Origin of the sequence: Niveispirillum fermenti, assembly GCF_048066175.1 — a bacterium.
Classification (GTDB): Bacteria; Pseudomonadota; Alphaproteobacteria; order Azospirillales; family Azospirillaceae; genus Niveispirillum; species Niveispirillum fermenti.
On sequence record NZ_JBLTXA010000009.1, the window covers coordinates 44,010 to 61,152 of the forward strand.

18 protein-coding genes are annotated in these 17,143 nt (G+C 65.4%); 6 read left to right on the forward strand and 12 right to left on the reverse strand.

What is annotated here, in order from left to right; all coding sequences use genetic code 11:
- Positions 1-208: 208 nt before the first annotated feature.
- The 6 genes from ACM9LZ_RS11445 to ACM9LZ_RS11470 all read right to left on the reverse strand — a co-directional run bounded on the left by ACM9LZ_RS11445 (position 209) and on the right by ACM9LZ_RS11470 (position 5,709).
- The gene (locus ACM9LZ_RS11445) at positions 209-1,321 is read right to left on the reverse strand and encodes a 2OG-Fe(II) oxygenase family protein (RefSeq protein WP_416619595.1); all 1,113 of its coding nucleotides are present in this window, start codon (positions 1,319-1,321) and stop codon (positions 209-211) included.
- Positions 1,322-1,349: 28 nt separating this feature from the next.
- The gene (locus ACM9LZ_RS11450; RefSeq protein WP_416619596.1) at positions 1,350-2,531 is read right to left on the reverse strand and encodes an OpgC family protein; all 1,182 of its coding nucleotides are present in this window, start codon (positions 2,529-2,531) and stop codon (positions 1,350-1,352) included.
- A 79-nt stretch (positions 2,532-2,610) separates the two neighbouring features.
- The gene (locus ACM9LZ_RS11455; RefSeq protein WP_416619597.1) at positions 2,611-3,393 is read right to left on the reverse strand and encodes an anti-sigma factor family protein; all 783 of its coding nucleotides are present in this window, start codon (positions 3,391-3,393) and stop codon (positions 2,611-2,613) included.
- Positions 3,383-3,919: a sigma-70 family RNA polymerase sigma factor gene (locus ACM9LZ_RS11460; RefSeq protein WP_416619598.1), complete on the reverse strand. Its 537-nt coding sequence runs from the start codon at positions 3,917-3,919 to the stop codon at positions 3,383-3,385. The genes ACM9LZ_RS11455 and ACM9LZ_RS11460 overlap by 11 nt, the downstream gene beginning before the upstream one ends.
- A gap of 109 nt (positions 3,920-4,028) precedes the next feature.
- Positions 4,029-5,024, reverse strand: coding sequence for an inorganic phosphate transporter (locus ACM9LZ_RS11465; RefSeq protein WP_416619599.1), 996 nt, complete (start codon positions 5,022-5,024; stop codon positions 4,029-4,031).
- 31 nt (positions 5,025-5,055) lie between these two features.
- Positions 5,056-5,709 carry a DUF47 domain-containing protein gene (locus ACM9LZ_RS11470; RefSeq protein WP_416619600.1) on the reverse strand — a complete coding sequence of 218 codons (654 nt, stop codon included), beginning with the start codon at positions 5,707-5,709 and terminating at the stop codon, positions 5,056-5,058.
- A 196-nt stretch (positions 5,710-5,905) separates the two neighbouring features.
- On the opposite strand from ACM9LZ_RS11470, the gene ACM9LZ_RS11475 reads away from it, so the two are divergent.
- Entirely contained in the window at positions 5,906-6,334 is a 429-nt protein-coding gene (locus tag ACM9LZ_RS11475; RefSeq protein ID WP_416619601.1) for an NUDIX hydrolase, read from the forward strand.
- A 262-nt stretch (positions 6,335-6,596) separates the two neighbouring features.
- On the opposite strand, the gene ACM9LZ_RS11480 is transcribed toward ACM9LZ_RS11475, so the two are convergent.
- From ACM9LZ_RS11480 to ACM9LZ_RS11490, 3 genes are all read right to left on the reverse strand, one after another.
- On the reverse strand, positions 6,597-7,628 hold the full coding sequence (locus tag ACM9LZ_RS11480) for a Rieske 2Fe-2S domain-containing protein (protein ID WP_416619602.1): 1,032 nt from the start codon (positions 7,626-7,628) through the stop codon (positions 6,597-6,599).
- Positions 7,629-7,783: 155 nt separating this feature from the next.
- A complete protein-coding gene (locus ACM9LZ_RS11485; RefSeq protein ID WP_416619603.1) occupies positions 7,784-8,869 on the reverse strand; it encodes a LacI family DNA-binding transcriptional regulator in 1,086 nt (361 codons plus the stop codon).
- 128 nt (positions 8,870-8,997) lie between these two features.
- Entirely contained in the window at positions 8,998-10,353 is a 1,356-nt protein-coding gene (locus tag ACM9LZ_RS11490) for a GH1 family beta-glucosidase (protein ID WP_416619604.1), read from the reverse strand.
- A 289-nt stretch (positions 10,354-10,642) separates the two neighbouring features.
- On the opposite strand from ACM9LZ_RS11490, the gene ACM9LZ_RS11495 reads away from it, so the two are divergent.
- From ACM9LZ_RS11495 to ACM9LZ_RS11515, 5 genes are read left to right on the forward strand one after another with little or no spacing between them, the layout of a single operon-like run.
- On the forward strand, positions 10,643-11,824 hold the full coding sequence (locus tag ACM9LZ_RS11495; RefSeq protein ID WP_416619605.1) for an ABC transporter substrate-binding protein: 1,182 nt from the start codon (positions 10,643-10,645) through the stop codon (positions 11,822-11,824).
- 46 nt (positions 11,825-11,870) lie between these two features.
- The gene (locus ACM9LZ_RS11500; RefSeq protein ID WP_416619606.1) at positions 11,871-12,740 is read left to right on the forward strand and encodes a carbohydrate ABC transporter permease; all 870 of its coding nucleotides are present in this window, start codon (positions 11,871-11,873) and stop codon (positions 12,738-12,740) included.
- Positions 12,741-12,742: 2 nt separating this feature from the next.
- Positions 12,743-13,582, forward strand: coding sequence for a carbohydrate ABC transporter permease (locus tag ACM9LZ_RS11505; RefSeq protein ID WP_416619607.1), 840 nt, complete (start codon positions 12,743-12,745; stop codon positions 13,580-13,582).
- Positions 13,583-13,587: 5 nt separating this feature from the next.
- Positions 13,588-14,679 carry an ABC transporter ATP-binding protein gene (locus ACM9LZ_RS11510; RefSeq protein WP_416619608.1) on the forward strand — a complete coding sequence of 364 codons (1,092 nt, stop codon included), beginning with the start codon at positions 13,588-13,590 and terminating at the stop codon, positions 14,677-14,679.
- Positions 14,680-14,686: 7 nt separating this feature from the next.
- Positions 14,687-15,202: a gluconokinase gene (locus tag ACM9LZ_RS11515; RefSeq protein ID WP_416619609.1), complete on the forward strand. Its 516-nt coding sequence runs from the start codon at positions 14,687-14,689 to the stop codon at positions 15,200-15,202.
- A 73-nt stretch (positions 15,203-15,275) separates the two neighbouring features.
- Here ACM9LZ_RS11515 and ACM9LZ_RS11520 read toward each other — a convergent pair whose 3' ends face one another.
- From ACM9LZ_RS11520 to ACM9LZ_RS11530, 3 genes are read right to left on the reverse strand one after another with little or no spacing between them, the layout of a single operon-like run.
- Positions 15,276-15,794, reverse strand: coding sequence for a flavin reductase family protein (locus tag ACM9LZ_RS11520; RefSeq protein ID WP_416619610.1), 519 nt, complete (start codon positions 15,792-15,794; stop codon positions 15,276-15,278).
- The gene (locus tag ACM9LZ_RS11525; protein ID WP_416619611.1) at positions 15,784-16,173 is read right to left on the reverse strand and encodes a carboxymuconolactone decarboxylase family protein; all 390 of its coding nucleotides are present in this window, start codon (positions 16,171-16,173) and stop codon (positions 15,784-15,786) included. The genes ACM9LZ_RS11520 and ACM9LZ_RS11525 overlap by 11 nt, the downstream gene beginning before the upstream one ends.
- Positions 16,170-17,138: an alpha/beta hydrolase gene (locus tag ACM9LZ_RS11530; protein ID WP_416619612.1), complete on the reverse strand. Its 969-nt coding sequence runs from the start codon at positions 17,136-17,138 to the stop codon at positions 16,170-16,172. The genes ACM9LZ_RS11525 and ACM9LZ_RS11530 overlap by 4 nt, the downstream gene beginning before the upstream one ends.
- Positions 17,139-17,143: the final 5 nt, after the last annotated feature.

Genomic DNA, 17,143 nt, shown 5'->3' on the forward strand with positions numbered 1-17,143 from the left:
ACGGGTGCCGGCCGGGGTCTGGCATTCCCGTTCTTCCCAACGGTGTCATCTGCCAAGATCGGTCCGGCCGCAAGGGGCTTGCAATGATCCTTTGGACAGGTTGGAAACGGCCTGCGACCTGGAATATACCGGCGGGCGGCATTTCCCGCCGCAGGCCTGGCGTTTCCCGGCGGGGAACGGCCAGGACGGGGTTCCGGGAAAGGCGGGGTCAGCCCCCGGGAAGGGGGGCCGGCGTCGCCGGCGGTTTGGATTGTGCCTGATAGCGTGCGCTGCCGTCGCCCAGATAACGGACATTCTCCTCCCGCTGCTTCGCCCCCTCCTCATCATAAAGGAATGGCAGGAAGGCATAGCGCGTGCCGCTGGTCACCGGCATGGCGCCATGCAGCAGGGAGCAGGAGAAGACCACGGCCCCGCCTGTGGGCGGGCGGTAGGAACGGCTGCCGAACTCCGGGAAATGCAGATCACCGCCTTCGAACGCCTCTGCATTCAGGTTGATGCTGACGGCCAGCCGGCGATGCGCCGTGGCGCGGGTCGTATTGTCCCGGTGCGGGCTGAAAAAGCCCTGATCGTCACCGTCGTAGCAGGCGACGATATAGCGTTCCATGCGGGTGACCCGGAACTGCAGGGACCGCGCGATGACGGGCAGCAACCGGCGTTCGATCCGCTGACGCGCGGCGATACGGGTCTTCTCGTCCTGGATGTCCATGTCACGCCGACGTTTGAAACCATGGTCGATGATGCCCACGGTCTTGCCACCGACATCGCGCATGAAGCCCGAGTCCGTACCGCCATCCTGCCTGTACAGTGCGATCAGGTACTGGCAGAAGGCCGGTTCGAAGATGTCAGGCACGATCAGGACAGGGGCCAGCCCCTCGGTTGTGGCGGACCCCGCCGTCCGCTGCGCGGCTTCCGCCAGCAGGGACGGGCCGTCATCCAGCGGGCCGCGCCGCACAACGCGGAGCATGGGGTCGATCAGGATGAAGCCCCCCTCCCGGTCGACGCCGTAAAGCCGCCGGATCTGGCCCTGGCCATCCTCGAACAGGTTGAGGGCCGGGAAACGATCACGCAAGACCCCGATATCCGCCGGTCCGACCACGCCGAAGCAGGCCAGCCTGCCCACCGGCCGGCCGGCCGCAAGCTTCCCCATCATTTCGATGGATAGCATGGATCGTGCCCGGTCGACCCCCGGAAAGAACAGCACGATATGCCGGCCCCCCATGCTGCCAAGCTGGAACTGCGGGTTGCCGCCGCAGGGGGCGACGAACAAGGGGGCGGGCTCACCGGGACCGGGACGGTCGGTGTCGGGAAGCAGGAAGTCCATGATGCTTCAGGCCTTCAGATACGGAATGTCATGACAGGGCGCTATCCCGCCGGGCCGGCTGCAGGCTGACTGGCAGCCACAGCCCCTGGCGAAGGGCAACAGGTTGAGACAGGTTGCCGGCGCGCCATTCCTTCAGCAGGGCCAGCGCCACCAGCAGCGACGCTCCACCGAGATTGACCAGCAGGACCCGGGCCCAGGACGGATCGGGCCATAACACCAGCGCGCAGTAACCAACGAAACTGAGAATGGCGCCGGCAGCGAAGACCGGCAGCGGCTGCCGGCCCATCAGCGTCAGCGGCACCAGCCAAGGCTGGCGCAGCCAGGCGGCGTCCCGGGAGATGAACCGCTGTACCAGATGGGCCAGGGCCAGAATGTGGAGCAGGCGCTGCCAGGCGAGGTCGTTCTTGGCCCCCAGCGGCATCTCCCCTTCCATGGGGAAGCCGAACGTGATGCCCAGATGGCGCCATGGGGTCGCTGCCACGAGACCGGCCAGCACCCACAGGATGGCGGCCGCGTCCAGCAACCGGTGCCGGGGCCAGGACCAGCCCCGCCGGGCGCCAAGGCCGATTATCATGCCGATACAGAACAGCAATTGCCAGGCCAGCGGGTTGAACATCCAGCCCTGTCCGTCGAAGCCGGACGGCAGGTTCCGGCCCGTCACCTGCACCATCAGCCACAGCAGCAGCGAGGGCACCAGCACCAGGGCCGGGTGCCGGCCGGCCAGCGGCAGCAGGAAGGCGCTGAACAGCACCAGCGGCACATAGGTGGCCAGGATGTCGGCATATCCGGGCAGATATGACAGGGCGAACATGGCCGGCAGGGCCGCCACCGTATTGTCGATCAAGGGGGTGATGCCCAGGTGCCACAGCACGGCACGGTTGTCCGTCACCGCGAAGGCGAAGGCCCCGCCGGCCGCCAGCGCCATGGCCAGCAGCAGATAGGTGCGGTACAGCCGGAAGGAGCGCGAGGCCAGCCGGGCAGCCAGCGTCACCCAGCCATGCCTGGCCTGGTAATTGGCATAGCCGATGGCCAGGGACACACCGGCCAGCAGCATGAACACTTCCGCCGCATCGGAAAAGCCCAGCCAGCCCCAGGTCAGGTAGCGTGCCGGATTGGTCGGAATATGGTTGATGAAGATGGCCAGCAGCGCCAGACCCCGCAGCATATCGATGCGCAGGTCGCGGGCTTGCGATGGCGGGTTCTTCGACATGGGCGCTTGGGTCTTTGCGGCTGTTGACCCTTGAAGAACGTGCGCCCTTCCACTTTCATCCCGGCAAGGGATGCGTTTTTCACAGACCCGGGTCGTCGGCAACGCCGTCGATGGTCGCCACCAGCTTGTCGAGCGCGATGGGCAGGCTGCTGGACACCACCACCAGCGCGAAATCCTCATTGCGCCAGTAGCCCACCTCCATCCCTTCATATTCGGCCAGCGTGGGCCGGTGGGGGGCCAGGGTTTCGTCGGCGTTCAGGGACAGGGTCATGTGCCGCCCCAGCGCATCCTCGTAGAAAAGCTGACCCATGGGGCCCTGCTCGCTGTCGATGACCCGCGCACCGACCAGTTCCAGGCCGATAAGGTGCAGTTCGGGAATGGTCACCGCTTCTCCCAGGCGGGCTGACAGCCAGTGACGGATATCGTCCGGCCGCTTTCCGGACAGATCGGCGGAAACAGCGGTATCATTCCCGAAATCGCCATGCAGGTTGGCGGCCTCCTGCGCATAGGCCGGCAGGCCCGCGAAGACGGGAAGGCGCAGCAGGTCGTTCGCCCCCCAGCCGACCGCGACCATCAGGATCATGGCCGCGACGCGCGCCATGCGGCGGCGCCAGAGACCGCGGCGCAGACCCCGTTCCAGCGCCTGCACCAGCGGGGCCGGCAGACGCGGCCGGTCGGGCTCCGCCCGCGCCGCGACCAGCGCGAGCTGCTGCTCGGCATAGCGTGCCAGGCGCTCATGTTCCTCGGGCCGGACGGCCAGCCATTCACGCACCGCGGCCTCCCGTGACGGGTCCAAGGCCCCATCCAGGAAAGCATGCAGGTCGCTTTCCTCGATCCCGTCTCGCTGTTCGTCACCCATCATGGCGCCCCCCCTTCACCATTTTGAGAACCGGCTTCTCCACCCCCTCCAGTGCCTGCCGCAAGGCCTCGCGCCCCCGCGAGATGCGGGACATGAAGGTTCCCACCGGGATGCCCAGCCGGGTGGCGGCCTCCTCGTACCGCAGGTCCTCCACGGCGACCAGCAGGATGGCCTGGCGTTGTGCTTCCGGCAGCTTGTCCAGCGCCGCCAGCACCCGGCCCGCCTCCACCCGCGCCAACTGGTCGGGCTCCCGCGCACCGTCGCTGCCCTCATCCGCGTCGGCGATGATCCGCTGGTGAACCTGCTGCCGGCGCCGCCGGCTGATATGGCAGGTGTAAAGAATGCGGAACAGCCAGGCGCGCAGGTCGGTTCCCGGCTGCCATTGCGCGGCCGATGCCACCGCCTTGGTCAGGCAGTCCTGTAGAAGGTCCTCCGCCTCGTCCGACGCGCGCGTCAGCACGAAGGCGTAGCGGCGCAGCGCTGCCAGGTGCGAGGTCAGTTGCTGGTTGAACGGGTCGTCACTCATCATGATGCCGGCCGGAGGCTCCAATCACCCAGGAGAACGCGCAGGGCCCGGGTTTCATCCCGGGCCCTGCCACGAAAAATGGTCCTGGTTGCGCTTTCCGGCAAGCGGCCGGTCAGAGCAGGCGCGTCAGGGCGAAGAAGGTGGCGGAGACCAGGGCCGCCGCCGGCATGGTCAGAACCCAGGCCACCAGGATGCCCTTGGCCAGCCCCCAGCGCACCGAGGACGCACGGCGGGCCGAGCCCACACCGACAATGGCCCCCGTGATCGTGTGCGTCGTGCTGACGGGCACGCCCATGGCCGTTGCCGTGAACAGGGTGATGGCGCCCGCCGTTTCAGCGCAGCAGCCATGGACCGGCTTCAGGTCGGTCAGGCGCGACCCCATGGTCTTCACGATCTTCCAGCCGCCGAACAGGGTGCCCAGCCCCATGCAGGCTTGGCAGGAGATGACGACCCAGAAGGGCACGTGGAATTCGTTGCCCAGATAGCCCTGGCTGAACAGCAGCACGGCGATGATGCCCATGGTCTTCTGCGCGTCGTTGCCGCCATGCCCCAGCGAATAGAGCGAGGCGGAAACGATCTGCAGCCCGCGGAACACCTTGTCCACCTTGAAGGGCGAGAAGCCGCGGAAGATCCAGGAGACGATGGTCATCAGGATGATGGCCAGGATGAAGCCGATGGTCGGCGACACGAAGATGGCGACCGCCGTCTTGATCAGCCCGCTTTCCACCACGCCCGCCCCCGCCTTGGCGATGCCGGCCCCGACCAGCCCCCCTACCAGCGCGTGGGAGGAGGATGACGGAATGCCGCCCCACCAGGTGATCAGGTTCCATGTGATCGCCCCCATCAGCGCCGCGAAGATGACCGAGGCGTCGATGATGTCGGCGCTGACGATGCCCTTGCCGATGGTCGTGGCCACATGCAGGCCGAAGAACAGGAAGGCGATGAAATTGAAGAAGGCTGCCATGATCACGGCATTGCGCGGTGACAGCACGCGCGTGGATACCACCGTGGCGATGGAATTGGCGGCGTCATGCAGCCCGTTCAGAAAGTCGAACGCCAGCGCCAGGGCGATCAGCCCGATCAGCAGCGGCAGGGAGATCAGTTCCATGGGATCATTCCAGGGGATCGCGCGCGCGGGATCAGACGTTGTCGACGATGATGCTGTCGATGATGTCGGCGACATCCTCGCCCGCATCCAGCACGGCTTCCATGAGTTCCAGGATTTCCCGGATCAGCGCCTGGCGATAGGTGATGGGTGCGTCCAGTCCACCGCTTTCCTGGCGCAGGCGCGTCTTGGCGGCCCGCAGTATCTTGTCGCTGTCGCTTTCCAGTTCGGAGATTTCGCGCGTCATGCGCGTCATCTCCGTCACGTGGCGGGGGATGTTGCGCAGCTTGGGCAGGCATTCCGGCAGAATGGCGGCGCAGCGCACGATCAGGTCGGCCAGCGCATGCATTTCCGCCGTATATTCCATCGGCCCCGCTTCGGTGATATGCCGGGCAACATCCTGGATCAGGTCCACCATGTCGTCCATGCGCTTGGCCAGATCCTGGATGTCCGGCCGGTCGAACGGGACGATGAAGGAACGGTGGACCGCGGCCTGGATCTCCTTGGTGATCTTGTCGGCGTCGTTCTCGGCCTGATGGATGCGCTGGAAACGCATTTCCAGCTCATCCCCGTTGCGGATGAGATCCCGCAGCGCCTCCGCGGCGATGAGAATCTGGCGCGCATGATCGTCGAAATGGTCGAAAAACCGTTCTTCGCGGGGCATCAGGGCCCGGAACAGGCTCAGCATCTTGGGCTTCCGGATAACGCATGGCAGGGGCGGAGGAAGACCACCCGGTTGGCCCCCTCCTACCATTGAACGGCGTCAGGATGTAATGTAATTGTCACAAAACGGTCATGTTGAACCAAGATACTGGATGATTATCCGTCTGTGCCGACAACGGATAGCTACCCATCCGTCGCGTCCGGGGTATAGACTTAGTTTCATGGGCGAACGAAAAAACAGTGTGCAGTACGCGGCCCTGCCCTATCGTCTGGCCGCGACCGGCCCGCAGGTGCTGCTGGTCACCTCGCGGGAGACGCGGCGTTGGATCATCCCCAAGGGTTGGTCGAAAAAGAATGTCGCGCCGCACGACATGGCCGCCATCGAGGCGTTCGAGGAGGCTGGCGTCCGCGGCAAGGTCAAGAAGAAGCCTGTCGGGGACTATATCTATGACAAGCGGCTGGAGGACGGATCGGTCCTGGCTTGCGATGTGACGGTATTCCCGCTGGAGGTCTCGACCGAACTGGCGGATTGGCCGGAGCGGACCCAGCGGGAGCGGCGCTGGCTGTCCCCGGCGGAAGCACTTGAACTGATCAGCGAGCCGGGCCTGGTCCCGATCCTGAAACGCCTGGCGGGCCGGTGGGAGGCCTGAAGCCGTTCTGATGCCGGCCGAGCCCAGGGCCGTCTGCCATCTCAAGGCCGCCACATGGCGGGAGACGGCACCGGGCCGCGGGATCATCTCCCACCCCACCAGACCACCGGTTCCTGATCTGCCCCCCCCGCGCTGCGCTGCGGGCCGCCCATGTCCAGCGGTGCCTCCTGCAGGGGTGATCAGTCGGTCGCCGGCAGGTGACGGCGCTGTTGCCTGCCCTGCGCACCCTGACCTATTGCGCGGGAAAGCGTCTCCGGAACCGTCACTGACTGGGGGCACTGTCGGCTGCTTGTTCCTGTGCGATCAGCCGGTCCAGCTTGCGGCGGGCCAGCACCGCACCGGCGTCGATCGGCAGCAGCATGGGGCGCAGGCTGGAAAGGTCGGCGGTGCCGATGCGCCGTTGCTGGTCCTCCAGCATCGGCTTGTCCTCATGCTCGAACGCGCGCTGCAGCATCGCCCGCAGCCGCGTCGAATATTCGGCATCATCCATGCGGTCACGCCTTGTCCCGCAGACGAAGTAGTGGGTGCTTTGCGCTGTTTCCGGCGTCATGCTGTGCAGGGCCCAGACCTCGTCTTCCCGGCTGCGGCCGCGATCGGCCGGCGTCAGGGCGGTCTTGATGACCATGACGGCCGGGGCCTGCCATTCCGCCCGGGTCCAGGCATTCGCCCGCTGCGAGGCGGAAATGCGTTCGTGGAACCGGGGCGGCGGCACAACGTCCCGGTTCTCCCATTCCACGGCCAGACCGGCATCGGTCTCGGCCACGGCCGGCCGCACCCCCGTCATGACACCGCCCAGGCTGTCTGGATGCAGATAGTCGGCGTGGCTGAGGTCCAGGAGATTGTCGGTGACCAGGCGATAGCTGGCCCGGATGGCGAGGGTGAAATGGATGCGCGCCGTTTCCGGCGTCTCGTCGATGAACGACAAATCGGGGATCAGGCCCGTGTCGGCCTGTCGGGCATCACCCATCCATATCCAGATGGCGCCGTGGCGTTCCTCAACCGGGAAGCTTTGCACGCGCAGCGCCGTGGTCGCCCGCCCATGCGGATTGAGCGCGCAGCGCCCCGACCCGTCGAACGCCAGCCCGTGATAGCCGCAGACGATGCGGTCCTGTTCGATCGTGCCCGTGGAAAGGGGGGCGAAGCGGTGTGGGCACCGGTCCAGCAGCGCGCTGATGCCGGTGGATGCGCGAAAGGCCACGACCGGGATGTCGATGATCGTCCGGGCAAGCGGAACATCACCCAGCTCATGGCTGAAACCAAATTGATACCAGCGATTTAGCAGGAAGTTTTCCATGCCGCCTTCCCTCCCGATTGATGCCGTTGTTCCGGTTCCCATCCTGATGAGGGTCCGGCTTCCGGCAAGTATCGGCGGGTGGTCAATCATGCGTCAAATGACTTGAAGTCCGTCATTATTCCACCTATGAATGCTAGGCGTGTCCGGGCCTGTCATCATCCTTCTTCCATGGGTTGCTGGCTGTCGCGGGCTGCCGCCTGGGCGCGCAGTTCAATGCGGAAGCGCTGCAAATCGTCGATCCGCTGATAGGGCAGAACCGTCTGCAGGCTTTCCGCCGGCTCTCCGCCCAGCAGGGCCAGGATATGCCGTGCCAGTTCCTCGCCATCGCGGCGCTGCGGCTGGTAATAATAGGTGACACCCTGTTCGAACGGCATGCGGAAGGGCATGCCGCCGAAGCCGACGATGCGCAGCCCGTCGCGGGTCGGGTCCATCCCATGTTCCAGGGCCGCCTCCATGGCGCCGAACATGGATAGTTGGTTGGCGCACAGGATGGCGGTGACGGTGCTGTCACGCCGCAGCAGGTCACGCACGGCCGCTTGGCTGGCCCAGACCGACAGGTTGCCGCTGACCAGCAGCGATTTGTCCCAGGGCAGGCCCAGTTCCGCCAGGGCGCGCTGGTATCCGCGCAGGCGGAAACTGGCATAGGTGAGGCCACCGGTGGGGTTGAACAGGGCGATCCGCTTGTGTCCCTCCGCTGCCAGGCGGATCATGGCGTCATAGACCCCGCCTTCGTCATCATGATCGACGAAGGCATGGGGACTGTGCAGTTCGGTACGGCCGAAACTGACGAAGGGAAATTTGAATTCCAGGCAGAAACGGGCCCGCTCATCCATCGGCGTGGTGCGGGAGAAGATGATCCCATCGGCCAGACGCTGCTGAAAGACGCGGCGCACCATTTCCAGGGGCGGTTGCGTGGCCGTCTGCGCCAGGACGATCAGGTTGTAGCTGTCCGTCTCCAGCGTGCGGGACACGCCTTCCACCTGTGCCAGGAAGCCGGCATCGCCATAATCCGCCACTTCGGGCGCGAAGAAGATCGAACAGATCTTCATCGTCCGCCCCGTGCGCAGATAAACGCCACCGGCATCGGGCAGATAACCCAGGCTGGCCGCCGCCTGCTTTACCCGCGCGACCGTCTCCGGCTTCACCTCCGGCCCGTCTTTCAGCGCCCGCGATACGGTCGTAATCGACAGCCCCAGATGCTCGGCAAGGGTTTTCAGGTTGGTGCGCTGGGTGGGTTGCATGGCAGGCGGCTCGTCTGTTCACCTTTACAAGGGCCGCGAGGTTATACCAACTTGCGATGAGTAGAACTCATCGCAAGTTGGTCCAGTGGCGACCGCCACAGCACCGCTCGTGCGGCGTAGCCAAAGTATTATGGGCAATCGGCAGCCGGCGGCACCTCATTCTCATGCATGACCCGGCGCATGAAATCGAAGGACGCCTTGGGCGTGCGTTTCAGGGTTTCATAATCCACATGGACCAGACCGAAGCGCTTATTGTACCCGTGCGCCCATTCGAAATTATCCAGCAGGGACCAGGGCATGTAGCCCTGCACATTGGCGCCCGCTGTGATGGCACGGTGCATGCCGGCCAGATAATCCCGGTAGTAGGCGATGCGGTCCTGGTCGTTGATGCGGCCGTCCGGGCCGGGAATATCCAGGAAGGCCGCCCCGTTCTCCGTCACGAAGACAGGCGGATTGTCATAGTCGCGGCGAAGCCCGTCCAGGATTTCATAAAAGGCATGCCCGTCGATGCCCCAGTTCATCTCCGTCCGGCGCAGATATTTCTCCGGCTCCACGATGCGGAACGGCCAGGCGGTTCCTTCCGCAGGGGCCAGATAGGTGGGGAAATAATGGTTCACCCCCTGGAAATCCACGGGCCGGTGGATTTCCGCCATATCGCCCGCCTGGATATGGGGGGCAAAACGATCCAGTACGCTGTCGGGATAGTGGCCCCGATGGACCGGACCCAGAAACACGCCGTTCCATTTATCTTCAAACAGCCCCACCAGATGGCGGTCGCGGTCGGCGAATTGCGGCAGGGGGCGGCCCTTGTGGACAGGCAGAACGAAACCGACCGGCACGCCGGGCGCCAGGTCCCGCACCACCTGAACGGCGCGGCCATGGGCCAGGTTCAGGTGGTGGGCCACGCGCACGGCGGCACGCGGATCGGTCAGGCCGGGGGCGTGGCGGCCCTCCTCGTTGCCCACCCAGGCGCAGACGGACGGCTCGTTGAAGGTGACCCAGGCGCAGGCGCGGTCACCCACACGACGCACCATCAGGTCGGCGTAATCGGCGAACCAGCCGGCGCTGTCACGGTTGACCCAGCCGCCCTGGTCCTGAAGGGCCTGCGGCAGGTCCCAATGATATAGGCAGGGCCAGGGCTCCAACCCCCGTTCCAGCATGCCATCCACCAGCCGGTCATAGAAATCCAGGCCCTTCTGGTTGACAGCCCCCAAGCCATCCGGCAGCACGCGGCCCCACATGATGGAAAAACGGTACTGACGGGCACCAAGGTCGCGGATCAGGTCCAGATCGCCCGCCCAGCGATGATAATGGTCGCAGGCCACGGTGCCGGTATCGCCATTGGCAACCCGACCGGGTGTTGCGCAATAGGTGTCCCAGATGCTGGGTCCGCGCCCGTCATCGGGCGCCCCCCCTTCGATCTGATAGCTGGAGGTGGAGACACCCCACCGGAACCCGTCGGGGAAACGCATTGTCGCCGTCATTTACTGCCTGTCGGAAAAGGAAGTCAGCCGATGCCGCTGCACATCGCCAGGGCGCGCAGGCGGTCGGATAGATGGCTCGTGAGCATCAACAGAAAAATCGTAACGTTACGGAAATAGCATGTCTAGAAAGAATCTCCGTCAAAACGTGTTTTTACAGGTTTGACATTGAGGGCATCCTGCCCATACTCACGACAAATCGAAACGTTTTGGATTGTGCGGCGCAATGAGATCAGGGATCAAAACATGCTGCGCTGCCGCACAATTCGCGGCAATTTCCTGGCTGGCTCTGATGGGCGCCGCCGCACAGGCGCAGGAACTGGAGGTCATGCACTGGCTGACCTCTGGCGGGGAATCTGCGTCGCTGGCCGTCGTGCGCCAAGCCTATCAGGATCAGGGTGGAAGATGGCGTGATGCGCCGGTGCCCGGCGGCTCATCCGCCCGTGCTGCTGCCGTCAATCGTATCCTGGGGGGCAACCCGCCGCCGGTCTTCCTGTTCTCCGTGGGGACGCAACTGACGGAACTGTCGGCACATGGTCTTGTCATGCCGGTACCAGGGGCAGGGCCGGAATGGGACCGGGTCCTGCCCCCGCTGCTGGCGCGGTCGGCCAAATATCAGGGGCATTACATGGGTGCCCCGCTGAATATCCATGGCGAGAACTGGATGTTCTACAACGCCGCCCTGCTGCAACAGGCCAGTCTGGCCGTGCCGCGGACCTGGGCGGAGTTCCTGGATGCGGCGGCGCGGTTGAAAGCCATGGGCAAGATACCCATCGCACTCGGTGGCCAGCCCTGGCAGGAAAGGCTGCTGTTCAACGCCGTTGTGCTGGGTGTCGGCGGGCGCGATTTCTACCGTCAGGTCTATGAACAACTGGACCCGGCGGCCCTGGCAAGCCCCACCATGCTGGAAGCGTTCCGCGTGTTCGCCAGCCTGCGCCCCTTCGTGGATGAGGGCAGCCCCGGCCGGCGCTGGAACCAGGCGACGGCCATGCTGATGCGCGGTGACGCGGGGTTTCAGTTCATGGGCGACTGGGCCAAGGGGGATATCAGGGCGGCCGGGTTGGAACCGGGGGTGGAGATCGGCTGCGCCCTGGCCCCTGCCCGCGACCAGGCCTACATCATGGTGGTGGACGCCTTCGCCTTCACCCCCCCGCGTGATGCCGCCACGGCGGCGGCGCAGCAGCACTTCGTCACAGTCATGATGGACAGGGATGTGCAGGCCGGGCTGAACCAGGCCAAGGGTTCCATCCCCGTCCGCACCGATGTGCCGGAAGATGGCTTCGACGCTTGCGCGAAACAGGCCATGGCCCTGATCCGCGATCCGGCCACCAATCTGGCATCGACGGGCATGGGCCTGCCCGGTGGGGTGGCGGGGGCCCTGGATGACGCCATCTCCCATTTCTGGAACGATCCACGCCTGAGCCCGGAAGAAGGGCAGGAACTGCTGCGCAAATCGCTGCTGGCATTTCGCTGACCCCGCCAGAAACGGCCATAATGATCAAGGATAAGGGAGGACGGGGATGAAGGCATCGCATCGGGCACCCACCATCGCCCTGTTGCCGGCAGGGTTGATCACCTTCGTCTGTTTCTATCTGTTCATCGGCTGGACCTTCGCCATCTCACTGACGGGCTCGCAATTGCTGCCCAGTTGGGATTTTGTCGGCCTGCTTCAGTATGAGCGCCTGTTCGCCAGTGCGCGCTGGTGGACGGCGCTGGGCAATATGGTCCTTTACGGGGCGCTGTTCATCACGGGCTGCCTGGCCCTGGGCTATCTGCTGGCCATCCTGATCGACCGGGGCGTGCGGGCGGAGGGCCTGTATCGCACCATTTTCATGCTGCCTTTGTCCATGTCCTTCATCGTCACGGGCATCATCTGGCAATGGATGCTCAATCCCGGCCTGGGCATCCAGCAGGCCGTGCGTGGGCTGGGATGGGAGGAATTTGCCTTCAACTGGCTGGTGCGGGCCGACCGGTCCATCTACACCGTGGCGCTCGCCGGCATCTGGCAGCAATCGGGCCTGTGCATGGCCCTGTTCCTGGCGGGCCTGCGCGGGGTTGACCCCAATATCTGGAAGGCGGCGAAGGTTGACGGCATTCCCACCTGGCGGGTCTATGCCTCCATCATCACACCCATGCTGCGGCCGGTTTTCTTCACGGCGGGCATTCTTCTCTTCTCGCTGGTGGTGAAATCCTTCGATCTGGTGGTGGCGCTGACGGGCGGGGGGCCGGGCTTCTCTTCCGACCTGCCGGCCCGCTTCGTCATGGAGCATATCCTGAACCGGCAGGAACTGGGGCTGGGGGCGGCGGGTGCCTGCATGATGCTGGCCACCATTGCCGCCGTCGTCGGCCCCTATCTCTATGCCGAAATCCGGCAGAAGAAGGGGAATTGAGAATGCGGCGCCTGCCCCTTTACCTGATGCTGTCCATCGCGGCGATTGTGGTGCTGTTCCCGCTGCTGGTCATGCTTTCCACCTCGCTGAAGCCACTGGCGGAGATCAATAATGGCAGCCTGTTCGCCCTGCCGCAGGAACCGACTGTCGATGCCTGGACCAAGGCCTGGGGTGGGGCCTGCATCTCCGGTGATTGCCGGGGCCTGTCGGTCTGGTTCGGCAATTCCTTTGCCATTGTGCTGCCGGCGCTGTTCTGCTCCCTCGGGCTTGGGGCGCTGACGGGCTATGCGCTCAGCCTGCGCACGGCGCGGTGGGTGGACTACCTGTTCGCCGCCCTGCTGATCGGCCTGTTCATCCCGCCGCAGGTCACGCTCTATCCCATGATTGCACTGGTACGCGAACTGGGCCTGTTCGGGACGCGGGGCGGGCTGGTCTTTGCCCACACGGTCTGGGGTCTGGCCTTCGTCACCCTGCTGTTCCGCAACTTCTTCCTGTCGGTGCCGCGCGACCTTCTGAAGGCGGCGCGGATCGACGGGGCCGGGTTCCTGGCCACCTTCTGGTATGTGATGCTGCCTTTGTCGCTGCCGGTCTGTGCCGTCGCCCTGGTGCTGCAATTCACCTATATCTGGAACGATTTCATCCTGGGCCTGACCTTCGCGGGGCCGGGGCAGCAGCCGGTGACGGTGGCGCTGAACGTGCTGGCCGGGTCGCAGCTCGGGCCGCAGGAATATAATGTCAACATGGCGGCGACCATGATCGCCGCCCTGCCCACCATCCTGGTCTATCTCCTGTCCGGACGGCTGTTCGTGCGCGGGATCGCGGCCGGGGCCGTGAAGGGATGATGAGGATGCAACGGGTCCGCCTGCATGAAATCGCCAAGCGCTTCGGGACCACGGTGGTTCTGGAAAAGATCGACCTGGATATCGAGCCGGGGGAATTCCTTGTGCTGCTGGGCCCGTCGGGTTGCGGCAAGTCCACGCTGCTGAACATCGTGGCGGGGCTGGAGGAGCCGAGCGGCGGCACACTGCATTTCGGCGACCGCGACGTGACGGCGCTGGAACCCGACCAGCGCGACATTGCCATGGTGTTCCAGTCCTACGCGCTTTACCCGACCATGTCGGTCGCGCGGAATATCGGTTTCGGGTTGAAGATGCGCGGGCTGGACCGGGCCGGGATCGAGGCGAAGGTGGCGGATGTGGCCCGGTTGCTGCAAATCGAACATCTGCTGGACCGCAAGCCGTCGCAGCTTTCCGGCGGGCAGCAGCAGCGGGTGGCCATCGGCCGTGCCCTGGTGCGGGAACCACAGGTGTTCCTTCTGGACGAGCCGTTGAGCAACCTGGATGCAAAGCTGCGCGCCGACATGCGCGTGGAATTGAAACGCCTGCATGAGCGCTCCCGGCGCACCACCCTCTATGTGACCCATGATCAGGTGGAGGCGATGACGCTGGCCAGCCGCATCGTGGTGATGAACAAGGGCCGTGTGCAGCAATGCGACCGGCCGGAACTGGTCTATGCGAAGCCGGCAAACCGCTTCGTGGCCGGCTTCGTCGGTGCGCCGACGATGAATTTCCTGGAAGGGGAGCTGGCGGCGGCGGGTGACTTGCCGGGATTGCGGCTGGGGGAGGCCATCCTGCCCTTGCCGAGGCTGCCGGCGGCCACCGCACGGCACATGGGACGCCCGCTGGTGCTGGGCCTGCGGCCGGAACATCTGGCTCTGGCCCCGGCTCCGACGGATAGGGCCGGCACCTGCCGGGGTCAGGTACTCATGACCGAGCCGACCGGGCCCGACACCTATGTGTTGATCCGGCTGGCCGGCCGGGAGGTCACGGCCCGCATGCCGCCCGGTGTGGCCCTGTCGCCCGGACAGATGGTGGACCTGCGCCTGGACGGTGCGGCCGCCAGCCTGTTCGACAGCGGCGACGGCCAACGCCTGGATTGAGGGTCGGATGATGGTGACACCAAAGCCCCTGGTGCTGGTGATGGGCGTGTGCGGTTGTGGCAAGTCCACCTTGGGGGCGGCATTGGCCGAGGCCTTGGGCACGGGCTTTCTGGAAGGGGACAGGCTGCATCCCCCGGAAAATGTCGCCCGCATGCAGGCCGGCATTCCCCTGACGGATGGGGACCGGCAGGGCTGGCTGACGGCGATCGCCGCGGAAATCCGGGCCGCGGCAAGGGCCGGGACCGGGTTGGTCGTGGCCTGTTCGGCCCTGAAACGGCGTTATCGCGAGATGCTACGCGCCGGTGGGCTGCCGCTTGCCGTCATCCATCTCCATGGTCCGCGCGAAATCCTGGCCGACCGGATGGCCGCGCGACCCGGCCATTTCATGCCGGTATCCCTGCTGGACAGCCAGCTTGAAACCCTGGAGTTACCGACAGCGGAGGCAGGCGCCGTGACGCTGGACCTGCGGGAGCCGATGCCGGTATTGCTGGGCAGCGCCCTGGCCTTCATCCGGGCAGAATGATACTCATCCGCCTTGATACTGATCGATGGCCACTATCAAGGCGGCCGCATTCCGCCGGCCCTCATATCGGGGTTCAGCCGGACACCGCCGCGAAGCCGCCATAGCGGCCATCCATATAGACCAGCGGGTCGATCGGGCTCAAGTCCAGCACCGCCTGCACCTCCCCGATGAACACCCCGTGGGTGCCGAACCGGGTGTTCGCCACATTGCGGCAGAAGAAGCTGGCCTGCGCATCGGCCAGATAGGCATGGCCCAGGGGGGAGCATCGCCAGTCGCCGATGGCGAAGCGCGCCTCTCCCTTCTCCCGGCCGGCACAAAGGCTGGATATTTCCAGTTGCCGCGCCGTCAGGATGTTGATGCAGAAATCCGCCCCCTCTGACAGCGGTGCGAACAGGCTGGCCGACCGGTTCACGCAGATCAGCATGGAGGGCGGGTCCATGCTAAGTTCGCTGACCGCTGTGGCCGTCATGGCGAAGCGCTGGCCCTCGTGGTGGCAGGTGATGACCACGACGGCCTTGGCAAGACTGCGCAACCCCTTGCGCAGGGCTGCGGCGATATCGGCCTTGTCGGTGGCGACGGCGTCAGTAGGCATCGATTTCCCTCAGCGCCGCTCCAGCCTCCCGCCAACTATCCGCACCGGCCGGCAGGCCGGCATACAGCGTGGCATGCAGCAGGATTTCACGGATCTCCTCCTTGCTGACCCCATTGGCGATGGCCCCCTTCACATGGTTGCGAAGCTGGGCGGGACGGCTCTGTCCCACCAGGATGGCGATGGTCAGCATGGAACGGATTTTCAGCGACAGGCTGGGCCGGTCCCACACCTCGCCAAAGCAGATGCGCGTGACGGCATCCTGCAGGGGCATGGTGAAATCATCGGCATCCAGCAGGCTTTTCATGCCCTCGGCCCCGAAAATCTGCTCCCGCAGGGCCCGGCCACGCGCGGCGGCATCGGTGTCATGTGACGAACTCATTTTGTTTGCTCCTGTTCGTGGGGCCACAGAAAGGGCCTTGCGGTCCCGGCCATCGTTTCCATTTCATATGCGGCGGCGGGGGACAGGCCGATGGCGCGCATGAAGCCATGGATCATGCCTGGTGCGGTGCGGACCTGTACCGGCACACCGGCATCGTGCAGCCGTGCCGCATAATCCTCCCCCTCCCCCCGCAACGGATCATGCTCGGCCCCGATCAGCAGGGCCGGGGGAAGGCCGGAAAGGTCCGGCACGGACAGGGGTGGCATCAAAAAGGGCTCCGCCGCCTGCGACTGCCGGTAAATCCGCACGAAATCCTCCACCCGTGGCACCGTCAGCAGCGGGTCGCGGCCCTGATGGTATGACGGTCGATCGGGTATCAGCGCATAGGCGCCATACATCAGCATCTGACAGACGGGCCGGACATCCAGGCCCGCATCGCGCGCCATGATGGCGGTCATGGTCGCGAACAGGGCGCCGACACTGTCGCCGGCCACGGCGATGCGGCGCGGATCGACACCCAGCAGACCGGCATGGCTCACAAGCCACTGGAAGGCCGTCAGGCAATCTTCCTGTGCCGCGTGATAGCTGCTCTCCGGCAGGCGGCGATATTGCACGCTGACCACCACCGCCCCGGTCGCCTCGGCCAGCCCCTGGGCCACGATGTCGAAGCTTTCGACACTGCCGAAGACGAAGCCGCCGCCATGGAAATAGCATATGCCCGGCCGTTCGATATCGCGCCCCGGATGGAACAGGGTGATACCGATCTCCCGTCCCGGCGCCACGATGAAACTGGCATGGCGCCGCAGGCCGGGAGCGGGGGGCCGGGCAAAGGCACCGGCATTCAGATCGGAGAGGAGCCGGGCGGCCGACAGGGTTCCGCCGCCCGGTGACTGCGCCGCACGGAAGGCCCCCAGATAGGCCTCCATCCCCTCCGCCAGGGTCGCAGGCGCCGCTGTCGCGGACACGGGCG